Annotated in this window: 17 protein-coding genes; 7 read left to right on the forward strand and 10 right to left on the reverse strand. The window is 47.5% G+C overall.

The genetic code is table 11. The features are described 5' to 3' along the window. Position 1 precedes the first annotated feature (1 nt). On the reverse strand, positions 2 to 1,450 hold the full coding sequence (locus tag ASG16_RS11555) for a nicotinate phosphoribosyltransferase (RefSeq protein ID WP_056490587.1): 1,449 nt from the start codon (positions 1,448 to 1,450) through the stop codon (positions 2 to 4). Between the two features lie 145 nt (positions 1,451 to 1,595). Here ASG16_RS11555 and ASG16_RS11560 point away from each other — a divergent pair, with 145 nt between their 5' ends. The 4 genes from ASG16_RS11560 (at position 1,596) to ASG16_RS11575 (ending at position 4,794) form a co-directional block, all read left to right on the forward strand. Then, positions 1,596 to 2,246, forward strand: coding sequence for an MOSC domain-containing protein (locus ASG16_RS11560; protein ID WP_056490824.1), 651 nt, complete (start codon positions 1,596 to 1,598; stop codon positions 2,244 to 2,246). A 15-nt stretch (positions 2,247 to 2,261) separates the two neighbouring features. Continuing rightward, the gene (gene rluF / locus ASG16_RS11565) at positions 2,262 to 2,948 is read left to right on the forward strand and encodes a 23S rRNA pseudouridine(2604) synthase RluF (protein ID WP_056490591.1); all 687 of its coding nucleotides are present in this window, start codon (positions 2,262 to 2,264) and stop codon (positions 2,946 to 2,948) included. Positions 2,949 to 3,137: 189 nt separating this feature from the next. Further along, a complete protein-coding gene (gene thrC, locus ASG16_RS11570; protein WP_048031268.1) occupies positions 3,138 to 4,406 on the forward strand; it encodes a threonine synthase in 1,269 nt (422 codons plus the stop codon). Positions 4,407 to 4,593: 187 nt separating this feature from the next. Continuing rightward, the gene (locus tag ASG16_RS11575; RefSeq protein WP_048031267.1) at positions 4,594 to 4,794 is read left to right on the forward strand and encodes a cold-shock protein; all 201 of its coding nucleotides are present in this window, start codon (positions 4,594 to 4,596) and stop codon (positions 4,792 to 4,794) included. Between the two features lie 185 nt (positions 4,795 to 4,979). Here ASG16_RS11575 and ASG16_RS11580 read toward each other — a convergent pair whose 3' ends face one another. Next, entirely contained in the window at positions 4,980 to 5,639 is a 660-nt protein-coding gene (locus ASG16_RS11580; protein WP_056490594.1) for a Crp/Fnr family transcriptional regulator, read from the reverse strand. A gap of 179 nt (positions 5,640 to 5,818) precedes the next feature. On the opposite strand from ASG16_RS11580, the gene ASG16_RS11585 reads away from it, so the two are divergent. Beyond that, the gene (locus ASG16_RS11585; protein WP_056490597.1) at positions 5,819 to 6,532 is read left to right on the forward strand and encodes an alpha/beta fold hydrolase; all 714 of its coding nucleotides are present in this window, start codon (positions 5,819 to 5,821) and stop codon (positions 6,530 to 6,532) included. Between the two features lie 49 nt (positions 6,533 to 6,581). On the opposite strand, the gene ASG16_RS11590 is transcribed toward ASG16_RS11585, so the two are convergent. Next, positions 6,582 to 8,009, reverse strand: coding sequence for an aminotransferase-like domain-containing protein (locus tag ASG16_RS11590; protein ID WP_056490600.1), 1,428 nt, complete (start codon positions 8,007 to 8,009; stop codon positions 6,582 to 6,584). 111 nt (positions 8,010 to 8,120) lie between these two features. Between ASG16_RS11590 and ASG16_RS11595 the strand changes: the two genes are divergently transcribed. Then, positions 8,121 to 9,047, forward strand: a complete 927-nt coding sequence (locus tag ASG16_RS11595) for a DMT family transporter (RefSeq protein ID WP_056490602.1) — start codon at positions 8,121 to 8,123, stop codon at positions 9,045 to 9,047. A 64-nt stretch (positions 9,048 to 9,111) separates the two neighbouring features. On the opposite strand, the gene ASG16_RS11600 is transcribed toward ASG16_RS11595, so the two are convergent. From ASG16_RS11600 to ASG16_RS11620, 5 genes are all read right to left on the reverse strand, one after another. After that, on the reverse strand, positions 9,112 to 10,104 hold the full coding sequence (locus ASG16_RS11600; protein ID WP_056490603.1) for a hypothetical protein: 993 nt from the start codon (positions 10,102 to 10,104) through the stop codon (positions 9,112 to 9,114). Next, positions 10,085 to 10,657 (reverse strand): RNA polymerase sigma factor, encoded by a 573-nt coding sequence (locus tag ASG16_RS11605; RefSeq protein WP_056490606.1) that lies wholly within the window; start codon positions 10,655 to 10,657, stop codon positions 10,085 to 10,087. Before ASG16_RS11605 ends, ASG16_RS11600 begins: the two co-directional genes overlap by 20 nt. Positions 10,658 to 10,906: 249 nt before the next feature. Then, positions 10,907 to 11,233 carry a DUF1904 family protein gene (locus ASG16_RS11610; protein WP_056490607.1) on the reverse strand — a complete coding sequence of 109 codons (327 nt, stop codon included), beginning with the start codon at positions 11,231 to 11,233 and terminating at the stop codon, positions 10,907 to 10,909. 73 nt (positions 11,234 to 11,306) lie between these two features. After that, a complete protein-coding gene (locus tag ASG16_RS11615) occupies positions 11,307 to 13,364 on the reverse strand; it encodes an ABC transporter ATP-binding protein (RefSeq protein ID WP_056490610.1) in 2,058 nt (685 codons plus the stop codon). A gap of 4 nt (positions 13,365 to 13,368) precedes the next feature. Further along, positions 13,369 to 15,120 (reverse strand): ABC transporter ATP-binding protein, encoded by a 1,752-nt coding sequence (locus ASG16_RS11620; RefSeq protein WP_056490613.1) that lies wholly within the window; start codon positions 15,118 to 15,120, stop codon positions 13,369 to 13,371. Between the two features lie 401 nt (positions 15,121 to 15,521). On the opposite strand from ASG16_RS11620, the gene ASG16_RS11625 reads away from it, so the two are divergent. Beyond that, positions 15,522 to 16,880 carry a TrkH family potassium uptake protein gene (locus ASG16_RS11625; protein WP_056490616.1) on the forward strand — a complete coding sequence of 453 codons (1,359 nt, stop codon included), beginning with the start codon at positions 15,522 to 15,524 and terminating at the stop codon, positions 16,878 to 16,880. Positions 16,881 to 17,003: 123 nt separating this feature from the next. On the opposite strand, the gene ASG16_RS11630 is transcribed toward ASG16_RS11625, so the two are convergent. Next, positions 17,004 to 18,416 carry a YfcC family protein gene (locus ASG16_RS11630; RefSeq protein WP_056490619.1) on the reverse strand — a complete coding sequence of 471 codons (1,413 nt, stop codon included), beginning with the start codon at positions 18,414 to 18,416 and terminating at the stop codon, positions 17,004 to 17,006. A 30-nt stretch (positions 18,417 to 18,446) separates the two neighbouring features. Continuing rightward, positions 18,447 to 19,580, reverse strand: a complete 1,134-nt coding sequence (locus ASG16_RS11635) for a M20 peptidase aminoacylase family protein (RefSeq protein ID WP_056490622.1) — start codon at positions 19,578 to 19,580, stop codon at positions 18,447 to 18,449. Positions 19,581 to 19,736: the final 156 nt, after the last annotated feature.

Consider the following 19,736-nt stretch of genomic DNA (forward strand, 5'->3'; position numbering starts at 1 on the left):
CTTATTTTTTCAAATATGCCTTCATCAGCTTTGTTTTCGTCTCCCACATCTCTTCGCTGATGTGCAGACGGTAATGCTCCGGATTCAGCATGCGCAAGTATTCAGGCCAGAACAGCTTGAGCTGCTCGCAATGGTAGCTGCGAATCTCTTGGAGGGTCGGCAGTTCATAGACCAGTTCCCCATTCACAAATACCGGAATGAGCAGCGACTCAGCCTGGTAGTTCTCCAAATGCTTGCTCAAATACGTATGGCTCGGATGGAACAAATGGAGAGGGGCTCCCTCATCGACTGTTGTTTCATGCGGGAAGCACATGTAGTCAGCAATCGCTTTGCCTGTTTCCGGATCAATCAATCGGTACATATCTTTGATGCCCGGCGTAGTGACTTTTTCCGGATTCCCGGAGATTTTGATGGTCGGCTGATATTTTCCGTCCGCGCCTTCACGCGCTACCAGCTTGTATACGCCTCCGAGTGTCGGCTGATCCGCTGCCGTGATGAGCTGCGTTCCTACTCCCCAGCTATTTACGCGTGCTCCCTGTACTTTCAGGTTCATAATTGTGTGCTCATCGAGATCGTTGGAAGCGACAATTTGCACATCGGTCATGCCTGCCTTATCAAGCATTTCGCGTGTCTTGCAAGACAAATACGTCAAGTCGCCGCTGTCCAAGCGCACCGCCGTCAGCTTTTTCCCTTGTTTCTCCAGGCGTTTTCCGACCTTAATTGCATTAGGCACGCCGCTTTTGAGCGTATCGTAAGTGTCGACCAGCAAGGTTACCTGTCCTGGTAGAGCCGCTGCGAAGCGCTCAAATGCTTCCTCTTCGCTCTCAAAGCTCTGTACCCATGAGTGAGCGTGCGTCCCTTTTGTCGGGATGCCAAACATTTTCCCTGCCAGCATGTTCGAGGTCGCGTCGAAGCCAGCCAAATACGCTGCCCGCGTCCCCCACAGCGCAGCATCTGCCTCCTGCGCCCTTCTTGTTCCGAACTCCATGAGAACATCATTGCCCGCAACATTTTTAATCCGCGAAGCTTTGGTCGCAATCAGCGTCTGGTAGTTCATGTAGTTCAACAGGGCCGTCTCAACCAACTGTGCCTCCATGACACGCCCCTCTACACGAATCAGCGGCTCGTTCGGGAAAACCACGGTTCCTTCCTTCACGGAGTAGAGTGAGCCCTTAAAACGAAGCTGGCGCAACTCTTCCAAAAACTTCGGATCGTAGTTCTCCTCCTGCTCACTCAAATACTTGAGATCGCTTTCTTCAAAGCGTAAATTTTTTATATAGGAAACAATTCGTTCCAATCCAGCAGATACAGCGTATCCGTTTCCAAAAGGCAGCTTGCGGAAAAATGCTTCGAAAACGACCTTCTGATTGTGTGTTCCGTTCACCCAATGGGCGTACATCATATTAATTTGATATTTATCTGTGTGTAGTGCCACACCAAATGATTGCATGTCACTGAGGCCTCCTGTGTATTCCTTTCTACCATCATACCAGAAGCGTCCGCTGGTGCCCATCCGCTGTGGAGGATATTAGGGAATGTGGTATAGTATGGGGATAAAAAGAGAAGCAATCGTGCAGGCTGGGAGTGAGCATAAGTTGAACAGAAAAATCGTTACAATTAGTAAAGGTTTGCCTAAAAGTAATATGTACAACGGCAAGGAATATCTCTCCGGCATTTGGAAGGAGGAAGCGGACGAGCTCGTTGTCCGTTCCGAAAAAATTGATGACGACGATATCGCGAATCCAGAGTACCACGGCGGCCCAGACCGCGTCGTCTGTGCGTATCCTTTTGAACATTATGCCCATTGGGAGAAGTTATTCGGCCAACCTCTGACCAATGCGGCATTCGGAGAAAATCTCACACTCGCTGGCATGACCGAAGAGCAGGTCTGCATTGGGGATGTGTATCAATTCGGAGATACCATCCTGCAAGTGACCCAAGGCCGATTTCCTTGCGCGACGATCAACAAGCGCAACAACAATAACCAACTGCTCAAAGCGGTGGTGGAAATGGGCTATACGGGCTATTTCTTCCGTGTCTTGCAGGAAGGGACAATCAAGGCAGACTCCAAGATTTCCCTCATCACTGCACATCCAAAACAAGTAACGGTAGCGTCGATTCACCACTTATACTTCCACGACAAATCACCATCCCAAGAGACGATACAGCGTATGCTTGAGGTGGAGGAATTGGCCCTGCCTTGGCGGAATAAACTACTTGAAAAACTGGAAAAGAAGCAGCAATAGTGAAAGGAACGTCTCATGCGAATTAATAAGTTCATCAGTGAAACCGGCATTTGCTCGCGAAGAGAAGCCGATAAATTAATCGAGGCCAAGCGCGTGACGATCAATGGCCAACTCGCGGAACTGGGAAGTACGGTTGCGTCAGGAGATGATGTGCGCATCGATGGGCAGCCGCTCGGTGTCAAAAAGAAAGATGTCTACATCGCCCTGAACAAGCCTGTCGGAATTACGTGTACCACTGAACTGCACGTCAAAGGCAACATCATCGATTTCGTCAATCACCCGGAGCGGATTTTTCCTATCGGGCGACTGGATAAGGATTCGCAAGGACTCATCCTGTTAACCAATGACGGGGATATCGTAAACAAAATTTTACGTGCCGAGAACAATCATGACAAAGAGTACATCGTCACCGTAGATAAGCCCATCACGGCGAACTTCTTGCACGGAATGGCAAACGGCGTACGCATTCTCGGAACGACCACAAAACCTTGCAAAGTAACCAAAGTCAGCGACCGCGTCTTCAATATCGTGCTGACGCAAGGGCTGAATAGACAAATCAGACGGATGTGCCAGGCTTTTGGTTATCAGGTGCGAAAGCTCGAACGGATACGCATTATGAACATTCCGCTGGGGAATTTGAAATTGGGGCAATGGCGCAATCTGACGGCCAAGGAATTGACTGATCTGAATAAAAGCTTGTGAAATAGGGACGGGTTGGAGTCTGTATAGCGGCTCCTTCCCGTCTTTTGCATTTGTATGCGAATATTTTATTTTTACTGAAAACGATTATTTACACGCTCCTCCTTCTCCGTTTACCATATAAAAAACCATACGAGAGAAAAGAGGTGGAGAGATTCTCCCCGCACACTTTTAGGGGCGAATCTTGCGAGGATGAAACTGGTTTGTGTCGATTGCAGCAAGGAAGTGCCTGCCCATTTATTTGACTATCAATGCACATGTGGTGGCTTGTTTGACATTATTCACGATACGTCGACCATCGATACCGAACAGCTAAAGCGCGTCTTTCACGAGCGGCTGTCAGAGCGTATGACACCTTATGCGAGCGGAGTATGGCGCTACAAAGAACTGATTTTCCCCGAGCTTCCTGAAGAGTACATCACGACCAAGTACGAAGGAAATACAGGACTGTACGCATCTGCACTCATCCAATCGTATGTAGGAAGCAACAGCAAGGTATGGCTAAAGGCACAAAGCGAGAATCCGAGTGGTTCATTCAAAGACAACGGGATGACTGTCGCCGTATCACACGGTCGTTCATTAGGCTATCAACGCTTCACCTGCACATCAACTGGCAATACCTCATCCTCTCTCGCCATGTATGCTGCACTCGCTCATGGCGAATCGTACGTGTTTGTCCCGAACAAAAACATTTCCTTGAATAAAGTCATGCAAACACTCGCCTACGGAGCAAAGGTCATCAGCTTTGATGGCACTTACGATGATGGCATCCGCTTTTACGAGCAATACAGCAAAGAGCTCGGCCTCTATATCTGCAATTCGATCAATCCATTCCGCATTGAAGGGCAGAAGAGTATCGTGTACGAAATCGCCCAGTACCTCAATTGGAACCTCCCCGATTGGGTGGTCATCCCTGGCGGAGCGCTAAGCAATGTGACGGCTCTCGGAAAAGGCTTGCAGGATTTGAAAAATCTCGGCTTTATCGAAAAGGTTCCTAGGGTGGCGCTCGTACAGGCGGAAGGTGCTAGCCCATTCCATCGAATGGTCGCAGGCGGGTACACCGAACTGACACCTGAACCCAATCCATATACACGTGCCTCTGCGCTCAACATCGGCAATCCGCCTAGCTGGAAAAAAGCGCTTCGTACATTAGAAGAAACGAATGGCGTTACCTGCTCCGTGACTGATCAAGAGATTCTCGACGCCAAAGCATGGGTGGATAAGAGCGGGATCGGCTGCGAGCCTGCCTCTGCTGCTACGGTCGCTGGATTGCGCAAGCTCATCGCAGGACAAGTGATCGATAAGGACGAAACAGCCGTGTGCATTTTGACAGGAAACATGCTGAAGGATACTGATGCACTGCAAGAGTATCATTTAGGGGAATCGGCACAAGCAAGCTATCCGAACAAAATTGTCTCGGCACAACTCACGTTGAAAGAGATTGGCGCCATGCTTTCGTAACAACTCATCTGTATTTTTTTCACTTAATATGCGCGAATAATTTGCTATCCTTTCAATATCCTGTTATGCTAGTAAAGAATTATTTTTGTTCGAAGCAACGGATAGCGTAGATAGCAAATTTTCGTCTAGATGATCCTGAGAGCAAGGATAGTAATATATGTGTGCTACACACTAGGAGGCAATAACAATGGAACAAGGTACAGTAAAATGGTTTAACGCAGAAAAAGGTTTTGGTTTTATTGAGCGCGAAGGTAAAGAAGACGTATTCGTTCACTTCTCTGCTATCCAAGGCGAAGGTTTCAAATCCCTTGACGAAGGTCAAAAAGTTACTTTTGACGTAGAACAAGGCCAACGCGGACCACAAGCTACTAACGTTCAAAAAGTTTAATTTAGCCTTACACAAAAAACAGACTCCTGCATGGGGGTCTGTTTTTTTGTTGTCTGAGTCTGAAACACAAATAAAAAACCCTACTCACGAAAATGGAGTAGGGAATGCTACAGAACAGTAAATGGTAGACTCAGTATAACACAGTACATAGCCCTTCCTAAAATTTTTGTATTTTCAAATACGGATTATTCAACCGCAGGTAGTTTTGAACGTTGAATATTAGTAATTTGCCCCCGCGTTACACGGAGCAGCCCTTCTTTTTCCATTTTCTTTAGTGTCCGGCTAATCACTTCACGAGCAGTCCCCAGCTCAATTGCCAACTGATCATGTGTAATGGCAAGCGAATCATTCTCCACACCTGTATGCTCAATCAAATATTCGGAAATCCGAACCCGAATGGATTTAAAGTGAATGTCGTCAATCAAGTTCGACATGATAATCAATCGACGCGCAAATGATTGAAAAATATACTGGCGAAAGCCTTGATGGTTCTCGATCCATTTCTTATAAATCTTCGTTGGGACGTTCAAGACCATACTCGGCTTCTCCACGCAAGCCGAAGCCTCATACACCGTTTCTCCCAATATGCTAGACGCGATGAGTGGGCAGCACTCGCCAGCCGATAGCCTGTACAATGTAACCTCTCTCCCATCACTGCTCAGTTTGAAAATGCGAACCAGCCCATCCAAGATTAATGGCGCATTCTCCAAAAACTCGCCTTCATCAATGGTAAAGTTGGCTGGAACCGTAGTGATGGAGATTCCCTCCTCTTGCCACTCTTCTGGAGTAAGTGCCGCCAGACTTGGAAAACGTGCAAGGACTTCCGCAATCTGCTCCTTTTGCATATGGACGAAGAACCTCCTGTGAAAAAATAACTTGGTGACAAAGTCACAGATTACCGATACAGATTTTTATTATTATTGCACTCAAGAGGGGACGAAAACAAGAAATAAGATGCGTAACAGAAATTTGATCGGCTTACACTAATGAACAAATATCTTTCAAACAAAGGGGCTGTATGTGGATGAGTACTTATGTTTTGGTTCATGGAGCATGGCAGGGAGAATGGGTATGGGAACTGGTAAAGCCTGAGCTGGAATCATTGGGACACAAGGTTGTAACAATGGACTTACCGGGAAGTGGACAAGATATGACCCCTCCACAAGAAGTAACCTTGGATTTATATGTAGAAAAAGTAGCCAACCTGATTAAGCAGCAAAATGAAAAAGTAATTCTTGTCGGACACAGCATGGGAGGACTCGTCATTACACAAACAGCCGAGCATGTACACGATAAGATCGAGAAACTCGTTTATCTTTGTGCTTTTTTACCGAAAAACGGGGAAAGTCTCGTAGGGAAGTCAGAAGGAGAAAAGGGACCGCAATTTACGTTAAATGAGGAAGACATGACGCTCGTCCCTAAACCTGAGACTGTGGAGCAAACATTTTTCAATGTGGTAGAGGACGATGCATTGCGACTGTCTTCGATGAAGCGTTGCCGTCCACAAGCGCTGGCTCCGTTCACTCAACCAGTGCAAATTACTGAGGAGAAATTCGGAAGTGTCGATCGTATCTATATTGAAACCACTTTAGACAACGCAATTCCAATCGATTTCCAACGCAGAATGAATACAGAAACACCTTGCAGCAAAGTTATTACACTGGAAGCCGATCATGCGCCTTTCTTGTCCAAAACAGAAGAGCTGGTAAATCACCTCGATCAAGTAAGCAAATCATAAAATAACCAAAAAGAAAGGCTGTCGACCATCATGTCGGCAGCCTTTTTCTTCATTCCTTTATATCCAACAGGCGAACCGTACGGATGAGCCTTTGCAATCCATCCCGCAGTTGTTGTTCATTCAAATAAGAATAACTGATGCGTATCCATGAACTTAACTCTCGTTGTGGGTCACAGATCGCGCCGGGCACAAACGTAATCGATTGCTCTATGCATTTGGCCAGAAGACTTTCCATCGGGATGGAATCAGGCAGCTTCACCCATAAATTAAAGCCTCCTGGTGGGCTGGACCACTCCCAGTCGGTCACTGTTAGCTCTTCCTCTATGATATCCCGGCGAATGGCCAATGCAATCCGCAGCTTCGCCAAATGCTGCTGCATTCTTTCGGAGAAGAAGTAATGCAAAAAAATCTTTTGATTCAACAGGGGCGCTCCACTGTCGGACAGTGATTTCGCTTGAATCAAATACTTCATAATAGATGGTCGGCATGCCACAGTCGCAATACTCAGCCCCGGAGCGATGTACTTGCTAAAGCTGCGCAGATAGATGACATAGCCTGCCGTGTCATAAGAAAAAAACGGCAGTGGGGGCTCATCACCAAAGTAAATATCGCGGCACGGATCATCCTCTACGATCAGGCACTGATACTTCGCAGCCAGCTCCACCAGTCTCTTCCGCTGTTCAGCGGGAACCGTATAGCCCGTCGGATTGTGAAAGGTCGGATTGAGATAAAACAGGCGCGGTTTTTCTTTTTGCATCACCAGTTCAACCTGCTCCAAATCATATCCATGCGGCGTAATCTCGATGGGAATCATATTGGCGCCCTGTCTTCTGAAGACATCGATGGCAGGACTGTAAGTTGGTCTTTCCAGCAACACGACATCACGCGGCTTTACAAGGACTCTGGCAACCAAATCAATCGCTTCCTGCGAACCAGATGTAATCATCAGTTCATCGGGTGACAGGTGAAAATGATAACGGCTGACATAATAGCTGCACAGTGCTTCTCGCAGCTCCTGATCTCCCTGTGTGGTTGAGTAGGTCCCCAGCACCTTTGGATACAGATCAAACACTTTCTTCACGTACTCCGAAAAGTAATGATTTGGTAATAAATTCGGTTCGATCAATGCTTTGGAAAATTGATAGGTCGCCTGCACCTGATGAATTTCCGAAAGATGGCTCTTGTGCACATAGGCAGAAACGATTGGATCATCCATCGACTCCACTGGCAGCAGGCTGCTCGGTTGTACATAATACCCCGACTTATCCTTCACATACACGTGGCGGTTTTGCTTTAATAATTGAAATGCTTTAAAAACCGTCAGGCGATGCACATGTAACTCCAAAGCCAACGTTCGAACAGAAGGGAGCTTCTCATGTGCCCTCCACTCTTCGCGTCTGATTCGGTCCAGAAGATATTCATACACTTGCTCGAACAGCTTATCAGAATGGCTGTTTGAAAGAGCCTCCCTTTTCATGCAAGCTCCCCCCTTTCTCCCATGATAATGGATTGATCTTCGCATCTGTTCTATTCGGTTTTATCTGTTCTATTCCCTTTCCGTTATGATGAGGAAAAGGGAGGAATCATAATGGTACTGCTTAATTATGTGGTCATGTGCTTGATATTCGGAACGACCTTTCTGGCAATCAAAGTCGGGATTGATGCGGGGGCGTCGCCGTTTTTCTCTGCTGGTATTCGCTTCTTTTTGGCAGGTGTCATTTTATTTTCATTCATGCTCTGGAAAAAACAGGCGCGTCTCTCGCTGCTGCTCCATAAAGAGATGTTTCTTACCGGAATTGGTTTAACGTTTGGGACATTTGCTCCCTTATATTGGGCGGAGCAGCATATAAGCTCAGGTATTGCCGCGATTTTATCGGCAACAGCACCGCTCATGGTCATGTTGCTTCAGACAGGCATTTCACGGCAAAAGCTCTCTGCCATATCGTGGGCTGGTTGTCTTGTTGGATTTGTCGGTGTCGTCTTGCTGATTTTACCCGGTGCGACGACTATCTCATTCAGCTTCCTGTGGCTCGCTGGGTGCATAGCGGTTTTGTTCGGGCAAATCTTTTATTCTGCTGGTGCAGTTTACTCCCGTAGTGTGATCCAGCGGTTTCAAGATACCTCACCCATCGCTTTGAATGCGGCACAGATGATGTATGGAGGAGCGATGCTGCTTGTCTTATCGTTATTTACGGAGCAAGTGCATATCGAATCGATGCTAACGGCTAATGCGATCCTCTCGCTTCTGTACTTGATCCTCGTTGGTTCCATGATGGGGCACACCATATTCTATTGGCTCGTAGCCAAAACCACCCCTGTGTTTCCATCCACGTGGCTCTATATCTCTCCATTGATTGCCTTAAGTTTGGGCGTCATCCTGTATAATGAGCCACTTTATCTCCTGTCGTTAGCCGGGGGAATTACGATTATTGTTGGGATTATCCTGATTAATATGGATGGCTTGAAGCAGTTGATGGGCAAAAAGGCAAACAAGCTGGGTGACATAAGCAATTAGAGATAGAAGAGGAGTACCACAAGGCAAACTGGCGCTTTGTGGTACTCCTGTATTTTATCTTCGATTATTTGATCTCGTTGATCTGCTTGGCGATATTGATCAGCTCGTCTTTAGATACGACTTCCTCACCAGCACGCACAGAGTATTTCAGTTTGGTCCCATTTTTTACCCAGGTGATCCAATGGAAATTATCGCTATTTTTAGAAGTGTGTGTCGTGAGAACCGCTTCATTGTTGCCAATCATGATTTTTTCGATTGCCTCTGCATTTGTTCCCGCTTTGCCTCCGTCAGCTATTCGTACCTCTACCCTTACACTGCCTTTCTCAGACTTATAGGCGACACTGGTAAAATCGTACTTGTTGCTTGACGGAATTTCTGTAAAGGCGTAATCTTTGTTTTCTTTGATGGCTTTTGCCTTCAGTGCTTCAAGATCCACTTCGTACTCGTAGTTTTCCTCATAGTGTACGTCACCTTCATCGAAACGGAAGCCTCCAGCAAGCTCGGTTGGAAGCGTGAACATCTTCCCTACAACCGGCTCCATCTCCTTCCATGTTTTATAAGTCATCGGCATAGATACCATTGTGATATACGGTTGTTTATATATGGACCAGGTTATGTTCTTTTGGATTTCTTCCTCATCTTTTGTTGGCTTCCAGTATATAGCGACTGAGGTTCCAGGCTTCAAGCCATTAATAATCTCATTATTGACCTCATCCCGATGCTCATCCATTTTCTTCCTCGCTTCTATTTTCGCCTGTTCCTCTGGGGGCATTTGCTGAATCAATCGCTGTTGTTCTTGATCAGTATGCTGCGTTACCTCGTAAACCACTTCGCCCTTCTCATTTTTCAATTGAATCATTTCTACTCCCGCCCATACGGAAGACGCTCCAACCAGCATACCTACAGTAACCAGCAACCCGATTTTCTTTTTCACGACTTTTTCCTCCTTGTTTTCCTTGGCACGAATCGCTGCCATGACTTTATGTTTGACATCGACTTTCGGGACTGGCTTTGCTCTTAGCATGTCATGCATGCCTTTAAACGGATTTTTGTCCATTAGCGGCCACCCCTTCCATCGTTGGCAAATAACGTTTGCACTTTTTCAAAACGCGTTCGAATTGTTTGCGCAGCGACGCAGGCTTTTTGTCCATTAGCTCCGCAATTTCCTCGTACTCTTTTTCCTCTAGCACACGCAAGAAAATGAGTGTGCGTTCTTCCGCGGACAGTCGTTTCCAGATGCGTTCGAGCGGCTCCCCGAAATAGTTGCTGTCGATGCTCTCCTCGACATAATTACGTCCATCCTGATCCCGGTTGTACAAAAAGGGCAACACGCGGCTTAATTTCCTGCGCTTTAGCACATTCGCACAATGGTTATAAGCTATTCGGTACAGCCATGCAGAAAACGACAGCGAGTATGTATACTGGTCAAGATGCTCGTAGGCACGAAACAGGACTTCCTGGACAGCGTCTTCTGCATCTTGACGGTGACCGAGCATGTGATAGCAGTATGTAAAGATCGGTTGTTGATAGTGATCGATAATGAGTTCGTATTGCTCAAGAGAACCGGCTTTTATTTCAATCAGCAGGCGCTCTATCTCTGTTTTTTCCACTGTTTGCCCTCCCCTCACTATGAATAACAATTAAAAACCTTCATTTGTGACACCTATTTTAGAAATTTTTGGCTATAGGAGCAAAAATTCGCTCGAAATAAAAAGAGTGTTCCACCCGTCTCGCACGAAAAACCTCGTACTTACGAAAGGAACACCCTCATTCCATGCTTGTATTCATTTATTTGTCTGTACGCTTGTCGAATGTCTTGATTCTTTCCCGGGAAATCGACAGCACCTGTCGGCTTCTCTTTAGAAATGCTCTCCGTTGGCATAGTAGCTTTCTTTTTGATAAGCGACAAATGCCATTTCCACTTCTGGGATGCCAAGAGATAAGACATGCTTCGTTACAATCTGGGCGAACTGGTCACGAACTTCTTGCCCCCGCTCGAACCATGCTACTTCGATAAAAGGAAACGACTCCACGATCTTCCCGCCAAAAACGCCTGTCGTTTGCAAGCATTCGATCGTAAAATTGTCTGTGCCGCATTGGCAGAGTGCAGCAAGCTCCCCTGCAAGCGATTCGCTAATCGTAGCCATTTGTTCTGCTTGAATGCCTCGAACGATAAGATGTGGCATGATGATCCCTCCTGAAAAGTCCATACTTCTATGCTCTATCTTACCGTTCAAGAGGCAAAAAGAGTAGAAAAAACTAGGTCAGCGCCGGGGCACTTCCTTGCTTGTGTACGGCCTCTTGCACCCGCACTTCTTTGTTCCCTTGCTGCATTTGATACATCTGATAGTACCTGCCTTGCTGCTCCATCAAGTCTTCATGCTTTCCTCGCTCTACAATTGTGCCTCTATCCAGTACGAGAATTTGATCCGCATTTTTGATCGTAGACAGGCGATGAGCAATGATGAAGGTCGTTCTTCCTTTTTTCAACACCTCAAGTGCATTTTGAATAATACCCTCTGTTTCCGTGTCGATGCTGGCAGTCGCTTCATCCAGAATGAGGATAGCCGGGTCAAACGCGAGAGCACGCGCAAATGAAATCAACTGACGCTGTCCGAGGGAAAGCGTGCTGCCCTTCTCGATAACAGGTTCATCGAATCCTTGCGGGAGACTGCGGAATAGTTGGTCTGCCCCTACATCGCACAAGGCTTTCTCCACTTTTTCCGGCGAAATCGACGGATCATCGAGACTCACATTAGAACGAATCGTTCCTGTAAATAAAAACGGGTCCTGTAAAACAATGGCCATGTGCTGGCGAAGCTGCTGCTTGGAAAACGACTGCACATTGCGCCCGTCAATCATAATCGCTCCTCTGTTTACATCATAGAAGCGGAGTAACAGATTGATAATCGAGCTTTTTCCCGAGCCCGTGTGACCAACCAGTGCCACTGTCTCACCTGGCCATGCTTCGAATGAAATGTTTTTCAGCACGTATTGATCGTCTTTGTAGGCAAAAGAAACATCGTCAAAGCGAACATTCCCTTGATAGCAAGGAACTTTTGCAGAATCAACGTCAATGCCCTCTTCATCCAGCAGTTCAAACACTCGCGACGCCGCGACAAGAGATTGCTCCAGGTTCGCCAACTGGTTGACGATCTGTGTCATCGGCTGGAACAAGCGATTGAGATAATCGACGAATGCGTAGAGGACACCCAGCGAGAGCAGTGTACCTATCCCGAGGGATGCCCCGCCGAAATACCAGATGAATAAAACAAACGCGATATTGCGGATGAACTGAACCAGGTTAAACGAAGCGGTCGCATTGAGCCGCAGCATTTTATTTTGGTAGGTGAACAGATCTTCGTTCAGTTCGCCGAATTCCCGCATCGTTTCCTTTTCCCTGCGAAACGCCTGAATAATCGGCATCCCTTGGATCGACTCGTTAATCATCCCGTTGATGTCGCTGATGCGTGCCCGAATGACATGGTTGAATGCAGAAGCGTACTTACGGTACAAGTAAATCCACACGACCATGATTGGCAAAATGACCAGACAAACGAGCGCGAGTCGTACATCAAGCAAAAACAGCGCCGAGAAAATCCCGATTAAATAAATCCCGCTCGTAATAAAGTTGCCGAGAACATTCGTAAACAGCTCACGGATTGCCTCCGTATCGTTTGTGACACGAGCAACCACCTTCCCGGCAGGGAGATGATCGAAATATTGAATAGGTAATCGTTGAATATGCGCGAACACATCAATGCGCAGTCTCTCGATGACCTGATTCGCCGATTTTTGCCATAAGAACTTTTGTCCATAATGGAAAAGCGAGGCAACTACCAATAATCCGAAATAAAGGGCAGCCAGCGTGAGCAAGCCGTTTGTTTCTGGCCGGAAAAATTCGAAAATCTCCTGATTGCTTAAGAGCGTCGCTGAATACTCTGCTCGATCCGTACCTTTGACAATGACGAGCTTCCCATTCTCAATGGAGCGCTGCCCATCATACGAAATCGCCTGATTCAAGAAATAATAGTCGCGCCCCACCTGCAGAACACGAACTTCCCCACCTTTGCTCTCACCTGCTGCCAAGTGATCCTGTCTGGTGTAATACTTCCCTTTGTACAGCACGGAATCCTCACCCTGTGCCGTCTCATACCAAGGGAATTCAATGCCCATGATGTGCGTATCGATCATTTTTTTCGCCAAAAACGGTCCTGTCAGTTCTGCCCCAACCGAGATGGACAACATCAATACCGCCAAGAGGATCGTCTTTTTAAAAATCGCTGCATAGTGGACTAGCCGTTTCCCTGTCGTCATTCATTCACCCGCTTTCTGTCAGCGTCGCTTCAATCTGCTGTTTCTCGAATTGTTCTTTATACCAACCGCCCAGCTCCAATAGCTGTGCATGTGTACCTTCCTCGACGATTCGTCCTTCGTCTATGACGAGAATCCAATCTGCATGCTGGACAGCCGTTAAACGATGTGTGGTGATCAGTGTTGTTTTGCCTGCACGCTCCCGGCGAATATTCGTGATCATCTCTGCTTCGGTTTTGCCATCCACCGCTGACATGGCATCATCGAGAATCAATATTTCCGGATTGACCAAAAGAGCCCGAGCAATTGAGACCCGCTGTTTTTGCCCACCTGAAAGGGCTACTCCTTTTTCACCAACGAGCGTTTGCAAGCCTTCGGGCAATAGCTGCACATCCCGGGCAAATGCGGCCTGCTTCAACACTTCCTGTAATTCTTCTTCTGTTGCCTCGTTGTTCCCGAACAGGATGTTTTCGCGGACTGTCTTCGAGAACAGAATCTGCTCTTGGGGTACATAGCCGATCCAGCTCTTGATGTTATCCAGACTAATCTGTTCTAGCGCTTCTCCCGAAACACTGATGGCTCCCCGTCCGATCGGATATTCACGAAGCAGTTGTCGCACCAGCGTGGATTTCCCGCTTCCCGTACGCCCGACGATTCCTAGCGTTTGACCCCGACCAAGAGTAAAGGAGACATCCACTAGCTGGTCAACCTGCGCAGATGGATAGCGGAATGTCACGGAATCGAACCGAATGACTTCTGGTACCGCCACATGTACCGGACTGTCGTGATCCGTCACATCGGCTTCGTACGCCAAGGTTTCATTGACCCGATCCAGCGAGGCACTTCCTCTTTGCATCACATTGATCAATTCACCAATCGCAAACATCGGCCAAATGAGCATCCCGAGATAGACGTTGAACGAGACCAGTTCTCCCAAGGTCAGTTCTCTTTGGAACACGAGGTATCCACCGTAGATCAAGCCGATCATATAACTGATTCCAACCAATATTTTGACGGTTGGCTCAATTAACGAATCGATTCTCGCCACATCGATATTTTTTTGATACACTTCATGTGTTTTTTGGCGAAAGCGCTCCTGATCCGCCATTTCCTGTACGTAGGCTCGAATTACGCGAACCCCGGAGACGGATTCCAGCACGCGGTCGTTCAGCTCGCCGAACGATGTTTGTGCGGTAGAAAAACGCTCGTGAATTTTTTTCCCATACTGCTTGATGATATAAGCCATGAACGGTAATGGAAGGATTGCCGCTAAGGTCAGCTTCCAACTGATCAAGAAGCCCATTGTCAGCACAATCGCCCCTGTAAAGGATAGCGAATCCACCATCGTCAAAATTCCGAAGCCTGTCGTCATCGAGACAGCCTTGAGGTCATTTGTCGCTCGCGCCATCAAATCTCCCGTCCGATTACGCTGATAAAACGTTGGCGTCATCCGCAAAAAATGCGTCATGAGCTTCGACCGTAACGTCCGCTCCGCCAGAAACGCTCCCCCAAACAGCTTGCGAATCCAGATAAAATTGACCCAATAAATCGCGACAGACAATACACCGAAAAACAGCAAAATGGATACCAGCCGCTCGCCAGTCAGCGTGCCCAGGTGAATCTCATCAATAGCCACCCCGATGATTTTTGGAGGGATAATCTCCAGTAGGCCGCCCAGAATCAATAGCAGAATAGCGACCGTATAACGTTTCCAATGCTCCTTGAAAAACCAATCAAGCTTTGCCAAAACCGAGAACATCCGTGTTTCTCCCCTCTCTTTAGCTGGATGGGTGACCTTTTAAAGAGGCCAAAAAAAGACATATCGCCCGTGAGCAACATGCCTTTTCCTCAACAAAAATAGAAAAGGCGCAAGTTACGAAAAATGTAACCTACGCCATGTTAACGAGATCAAAAAAACGATACTACGCTCGTATCAATGGTGGGGTTACGTCATGTATGCCCTTGTATGAATGACCCATACGTACAATTCTTTTCATGACTAGCCCACCTTTCCATTAATATTTTGAATTTCCAATAAATACATTCTGAACTTTACCACTCTTGCGGATACATTGTCAACTGATCTTTTCCGCGCTTTTGCTTCCCTTCATTTATTTGGTATGATTATCCTCATGAAGCTTATTCAGGAGGCCATTTATTTTGTTATCATCCAATCAAAAGCGTCGATTGACATCTGTTCAAATCATCGTGTTCGCCTACGTTGGGCTCATCCTGATCTCAGCGTTTCTTCTGTCATTGCCGTTTTTTCACTTGCCGGGAGTCTCTCTTTCATTTATTGACTCTTTGTTTACCGCGGCAAGTGCCATCAGCGTTACCGGGCTTACTGTCATTGCGATTCATGAGGTTTTCAACCAGTGGGGGATTCTCTTTCTTACGTTGCTCTTTCAGGTTGGCGGGGTCGGAATCATGACACTCGGAACGTTCATCTGGATCCTCATGGGTCAAAAAATCGGACTGGAGCAGCGCATCTGGATCGCGACGGACCACAACCGCTCCACATTGTCCGGTCTGGTCGACCTGATGCGCAATATTCTTGTGATTGCGCTCTTGATCGAGCTGGTGGGAACCATCCTGTTAGGCAGTCATTTTATTTACGCCGGCTACTACGACGATTGGTACACCGCGTTCTATCACGGCTACTTTGCATCTGTCAGCGCTTTTACGAATGCCGGGTTTGACCTGCACGGAAATTCCATGCTCGACTTTACCCACGATTACGTGTTTCAGACTATCGTGATGATCTTGATTATTTGTGGAGCGATCGGGTTTCCCGTACTCGTAGAGCTGAGAACGTACTTTTCCTATCGCCGTGCAAAAGTGCGTTTCACCTTTTCGCTCTTCACCAAGATTACGACACTGACGTTCTTTTCCTTGATCGCTATTGGCGCCCTGCTCATTTTCGTTTTTGAACGAAATCAGTTTTTGGCCGATAAGACCTGGCATGAAATGTTATTCTACTCGTTGTTCCACTCCGTCTCTTCGCGAAGCGGCGGCTTGGCTACGATGGATATCAGCCTCTTGTCGACTACAACACTCATCATGCTCTCCGGGATGATGTTCATTGGCGCCTCCCCGAGCAGCGTGGGTGGGGGGATACGAACCACGACGTTCTTCGTCCTGATTGCCTCTGTTTTTGCCAACATGCGTGGTTACAAGGAAGTAAAGGTGTTCGGAAGAGAGCTGGTTGATGAGGACATTCAGCGCTCCTTCAGCGTCTTTTTCATCGCGATCATCCTGGTGTTTACAGCGGTCATGCTGCTCGTCTGGCTGGAGGATTTACCTTTCCAGTATGTCTTGTTCGAGGTCTGCTCTGCTTTCGGTACGACCGGATTGTCTACCGGGATCACGGCTCAGATGGGCATAGGCGGCAAGCTCATCCTGATTATTACGATGATGATCGGACGTATCGGGATTATCAATTTGCTCCTCTTCTTGAAGCGCAATGACCGAATCGTACGCTACCATTATCCGAAAGAACGCATCATCATTGGTCAATAGAGGAAAGGAAATCCCCCAAAGCTATGTAGCCGTTGGGGGATTTTTTCTAGAAGAATTTTCATAAAAAAAAAGCTCCGCCAAGTCATGTTGGCGAAGCCTTCCTTGTCATCAAATGATGCCGGATTAATACGGGCCCCAGTTAATCAAGACCCCGATTACGATAAACACGATGGAGAGAACTGTCCATACCGCTGTGAGCGGAAGCATGAACTTCAGCCATTTGCCGTAGGAAATGCCACTCATCGCCAAAATACTCATCAGAACGCCTGAGGTCGGGTTAATGCAGTTGACCACACCTTCTCCGAGCATCAGAGCCTCTACGGCTACCTGGCGCGTAATGCCCATCAGGTCGGCCAATGGAGCCAGCAACGGCATCAGCATAACAGCTTCACCTGAACCGGACGAAATCAAGAAGTGCAGCCCCGCGCTTCCGAGGAACATTCCAATCGCCCCTGCCATCGGTGAGAGCGGCTCCAGAATGGTAGCAAGCCCGTACACGATGGTATCGAGGAACTTCCCATCTTCCAAAATGACCGTGACCGCACGTGCCATACCGACAATCAAAGCCCCATAAATCAGTCCCTGACAGCCCTTTAAGAATGTTTTGGCGATATCGTTGCCGCTCATCTTGTTGAGCAAGCCTACACCGATCGCAATGAAAATAAAGATTCCGGACATCTCGTTTACGTCCCATTTGAACAAGATCGTGCAGACGATAAATCCAATCAGAACGATCCCCGTAAACGCCAAGATTAATTTGTGACGGGTTGTAAAATCAACATTTTTCGTGTCTACTTCCATCGTGGTTGAACCACTATCAGAAGGAAAGAGCTCGTCCCCCAAGATACTCTTGTTTTGACGAACCTTCCGCGCGTAACGCCCGATGTACAGAATGGTTACGATCACGAACGTAACATAAATGATGGTGCGGTAGCCAATACCTGAAAACAGCGGCAGCTCCGCAATTTCTTGGGACAAGCCCAGCGTTCCTGGAAAAGCAATTGTCGTATTGAATCCGGCATACACACCCAAATAAATGAGAGCCACACCGAAGATCGCATCCATTTTCATCGCTCGCGCAATCATGATGCCAAGCGGAACGAAAGCAATAACAGAATTAACGATGACACCCAACGTACCCAATACGGAAAAGACGGAAGTGATCAAAATAACCAGCAGCCACTCTCTATTTCCTAATTTTCGGACCATGGTCAGAATCGCTGCGTTGAGTGCACCTGTCTTATCCAAAACAGCTAAAGCACCGCCTGTGAACAAAACGAGGAAGATGATCGGTGCGCCTTTGACCATCCCTGTCTGGATCGCGGTAAAAAACTCGATAAAGCCCGTAGGATTTGGCTCCACCGCATGATAGCTGCCCGGGACAACCGTCGTCACATTGCCGTTTTTTACACGGTCAAATTCTCCTGTCGGGACCACATAGGTAGCCAAAGCACATAGAAGTAGGATGCAAAACAAAAGGACGTAAGCGTCTAGCCGAAATAAGCTTTTCTTTTTTAGTTGCTTGCTCTCTGTCATAAGGTAACCCCCTGCGTATGTAGCGGTTCTCTAAGAATGTTGGGCTGCTTCATAAATCGCAGCTGTCATGATTTTCGCCCCATAAATCAAGGCATCTGTCTGAAAGGTCATCTGTGGATGATGCAGAACAGGTGTGAGCCCACATCCCAGACCAATCATCGTGGTAGCCAGCTCAGGGCGGTGAATCGCGTAAAAATGGAAGTCCTCTCCGCCTGGTGTCACGCATATATCGGCAATTTTGTCCTCACCCAGCACTTGCCCAATTGCCTTTTTGGCTACTTGGATCATACTCGCATTGGCGACCGCAGCCGGTGTGACTCCCGACCATTCCCACTCCACATCCATGCCCATCAAAGCCCCTGTCTGACTCATGGCATGCTCGGTCTTTCTCCGCAATTCTGCCATGCCTTCATTGGACTGGGCACGTACATCGAGGCTAAAGGTCGCTCGATCAGGGATGACATTCACCGTTTCTCCCCCTGCTTGCAATTGGGTCATCTTCACGGAAAAAGAGCATCCGTCTTGCAGGCGAATGTTTTGCAACGCCATAACCAAAAACGAAGCGGCTTCGATGACATTTTTACCGAGCGCTGGACGTGCCCCATGTGCTTGCAAGCCTGTAATCGTCCCTTTGATGGAGCTAGACGATCCATGCAAAATCGCCGGAGCAGCGCTACCATACGGCACTTCCATTTCTGGGCGCAGATGAACGCCGATCAGCTTTGTCACGCCTTCCAGGGCGCCATCCTTCATCATCTGCAAGGCTCCACCCATCTTCTCCTCAGCAGGCTGGAAAAGAAAGCGCATCGTTTTCGGCGGCACCACTCCGCTTGCTTGAATAGCAAGGGCGCTGTAGAGAGCCAGTGTCGAGTGAGCATCGTGTCCGCATGAATGATTCGGTCTCACCACGCCATCCACTTCCTGCACAAGTGCATCCATATCCGCGCGCAAAGCCACGATTTCAGCACTCTCTCCAGGAATCTCTGCAAAAAAGCCGTGGTGCCCCTCGAAGCGTGTGACGGCAATACCGGCCGCCTCCAAGCGCTCTCGCAAATATCTCGCCGTTTTCTCCTCGTGCCAGCTCGGCTCCGCCAATTGATGCAAATCTTTGTATGTTCGCACTATTTCGTCGCGATGCTCGTCCAAGTATAAGAACGGATTCATCCGATACATCATCCTCCTTGATGTCTTTTCTAGTATCTCTTTTTGCTCTACCGGATGTATAGCAAGATTTGTGCCAAAAGCATATTGTTATAAAAGTTAAGCATTTCTGAACAATTCTGGATTTTTAGGTTATAATATAGGTTGTTTTTTTGTTGA

This window comes from Brevibacillus sp. Leaf182 (assembly GCF_001423865.2).
In the GTDB taxonomy this organism is placed as follows: Bacteria; Bacillota; Bacilli; order Brevibacillales; family Brevibacillaceae; genus Brevibacillus; species Brevibacillus brevis_C.

Coding starts and splice junctions, on each gene's coding strand:
- ASG16_RS11590 (WP_056490600.1), bottom strand. CDS start 8,009: ATGAAAAGGGAGGCTCTTTCAAACAGCCATTCTGATAAGCTGTTCGAG.
- rluF (WP_056490591.1), top strand. CDS start 2,262: ATGCGAATTAATAAGTTCATCAGTGAAACCGGCATTTGCTCGCGAAGA.
- ASG16_RS11630 (WP_056490619.1), bottom strand. CDS start 18,416: ATGACAGAGAGCAAGCAACTAAAAAAGAAAAGCTTATTTCGGCTAGAC.
- ASG16_RS11610 (WP_056490607.1), bottom strand. CDS start 11,233: ATGCCACATCTTATCGTTCGAGGCATTCAAGCAGAACAAATGGCTACG.
- ASG16_RS11620 (WP_056490613.1), bottom strand. CDS start 15,120: ATGTTCTCGGTTTTGGCAAAGCTTGATTGGTTTTTCAAGGAGCATTGG.
- ASG16_RS11580 (WP_056490594.1), bottom strand. CDS start 5,639: ATGCAAAAGGAGCAGATTGCGGAAGTCCTTGCACGTTTTCCAAGTCTG.
- ASG16_RS11585 (WP_056490597.1), top strand. CDS start 5,819: ATGAGTACTTATGTTTTGGTTCATGGAGCATGGCAGGGAGAATGGGTA.
- thrC (WP_048031268.1), top strand. CDS start 3,138: ATGAAACTGGTTTGTGTCGATTGCAGCAAGGAAGTGCCTGCCCATTTA.
- ASG16_RS11635 (WP_056490622.1), bottom strand. CDS start 19,580: ATGAATCCGTTCTTATACTTGGACGAGCATCGCGACGAAATAGTGCGA.
- ASG16_RS11600 (WP_056490603.1), bottom strand. CDS start 10,104: ATGGACAAAAATCCGTTTAAAGGCATGCATGACATGCTAAGAGCAAAG.
- ASG16_RS11595 (WP_056490602.1), top strand. CDS start 8,121: ATGGTACTGCTTAATTATGTGGTCATGTGCTTGATATTCGGAACGACC.
- ASG16_RS11615 (WP_056490610.1), bottom strand. CDS start 13,364: ATGACGACAGGGAAACGGCTAGTCCACTATGCAGCGATTTTTAAAAAG.
- ASG16_RS11555 (WP_056490587.1), bottom strand. CDS start 1,450: ATGCAATCATTTGGTGTGGCACTACACACAGATAAATATCAAATTAAT.
- ASG16_RS11575 (WP_048031267.1), top strand. CDS start 4,594: ATGGAACAAGGTACAGTAAAATGGTTTAACGCAGAAAAAGGTTTTGGT.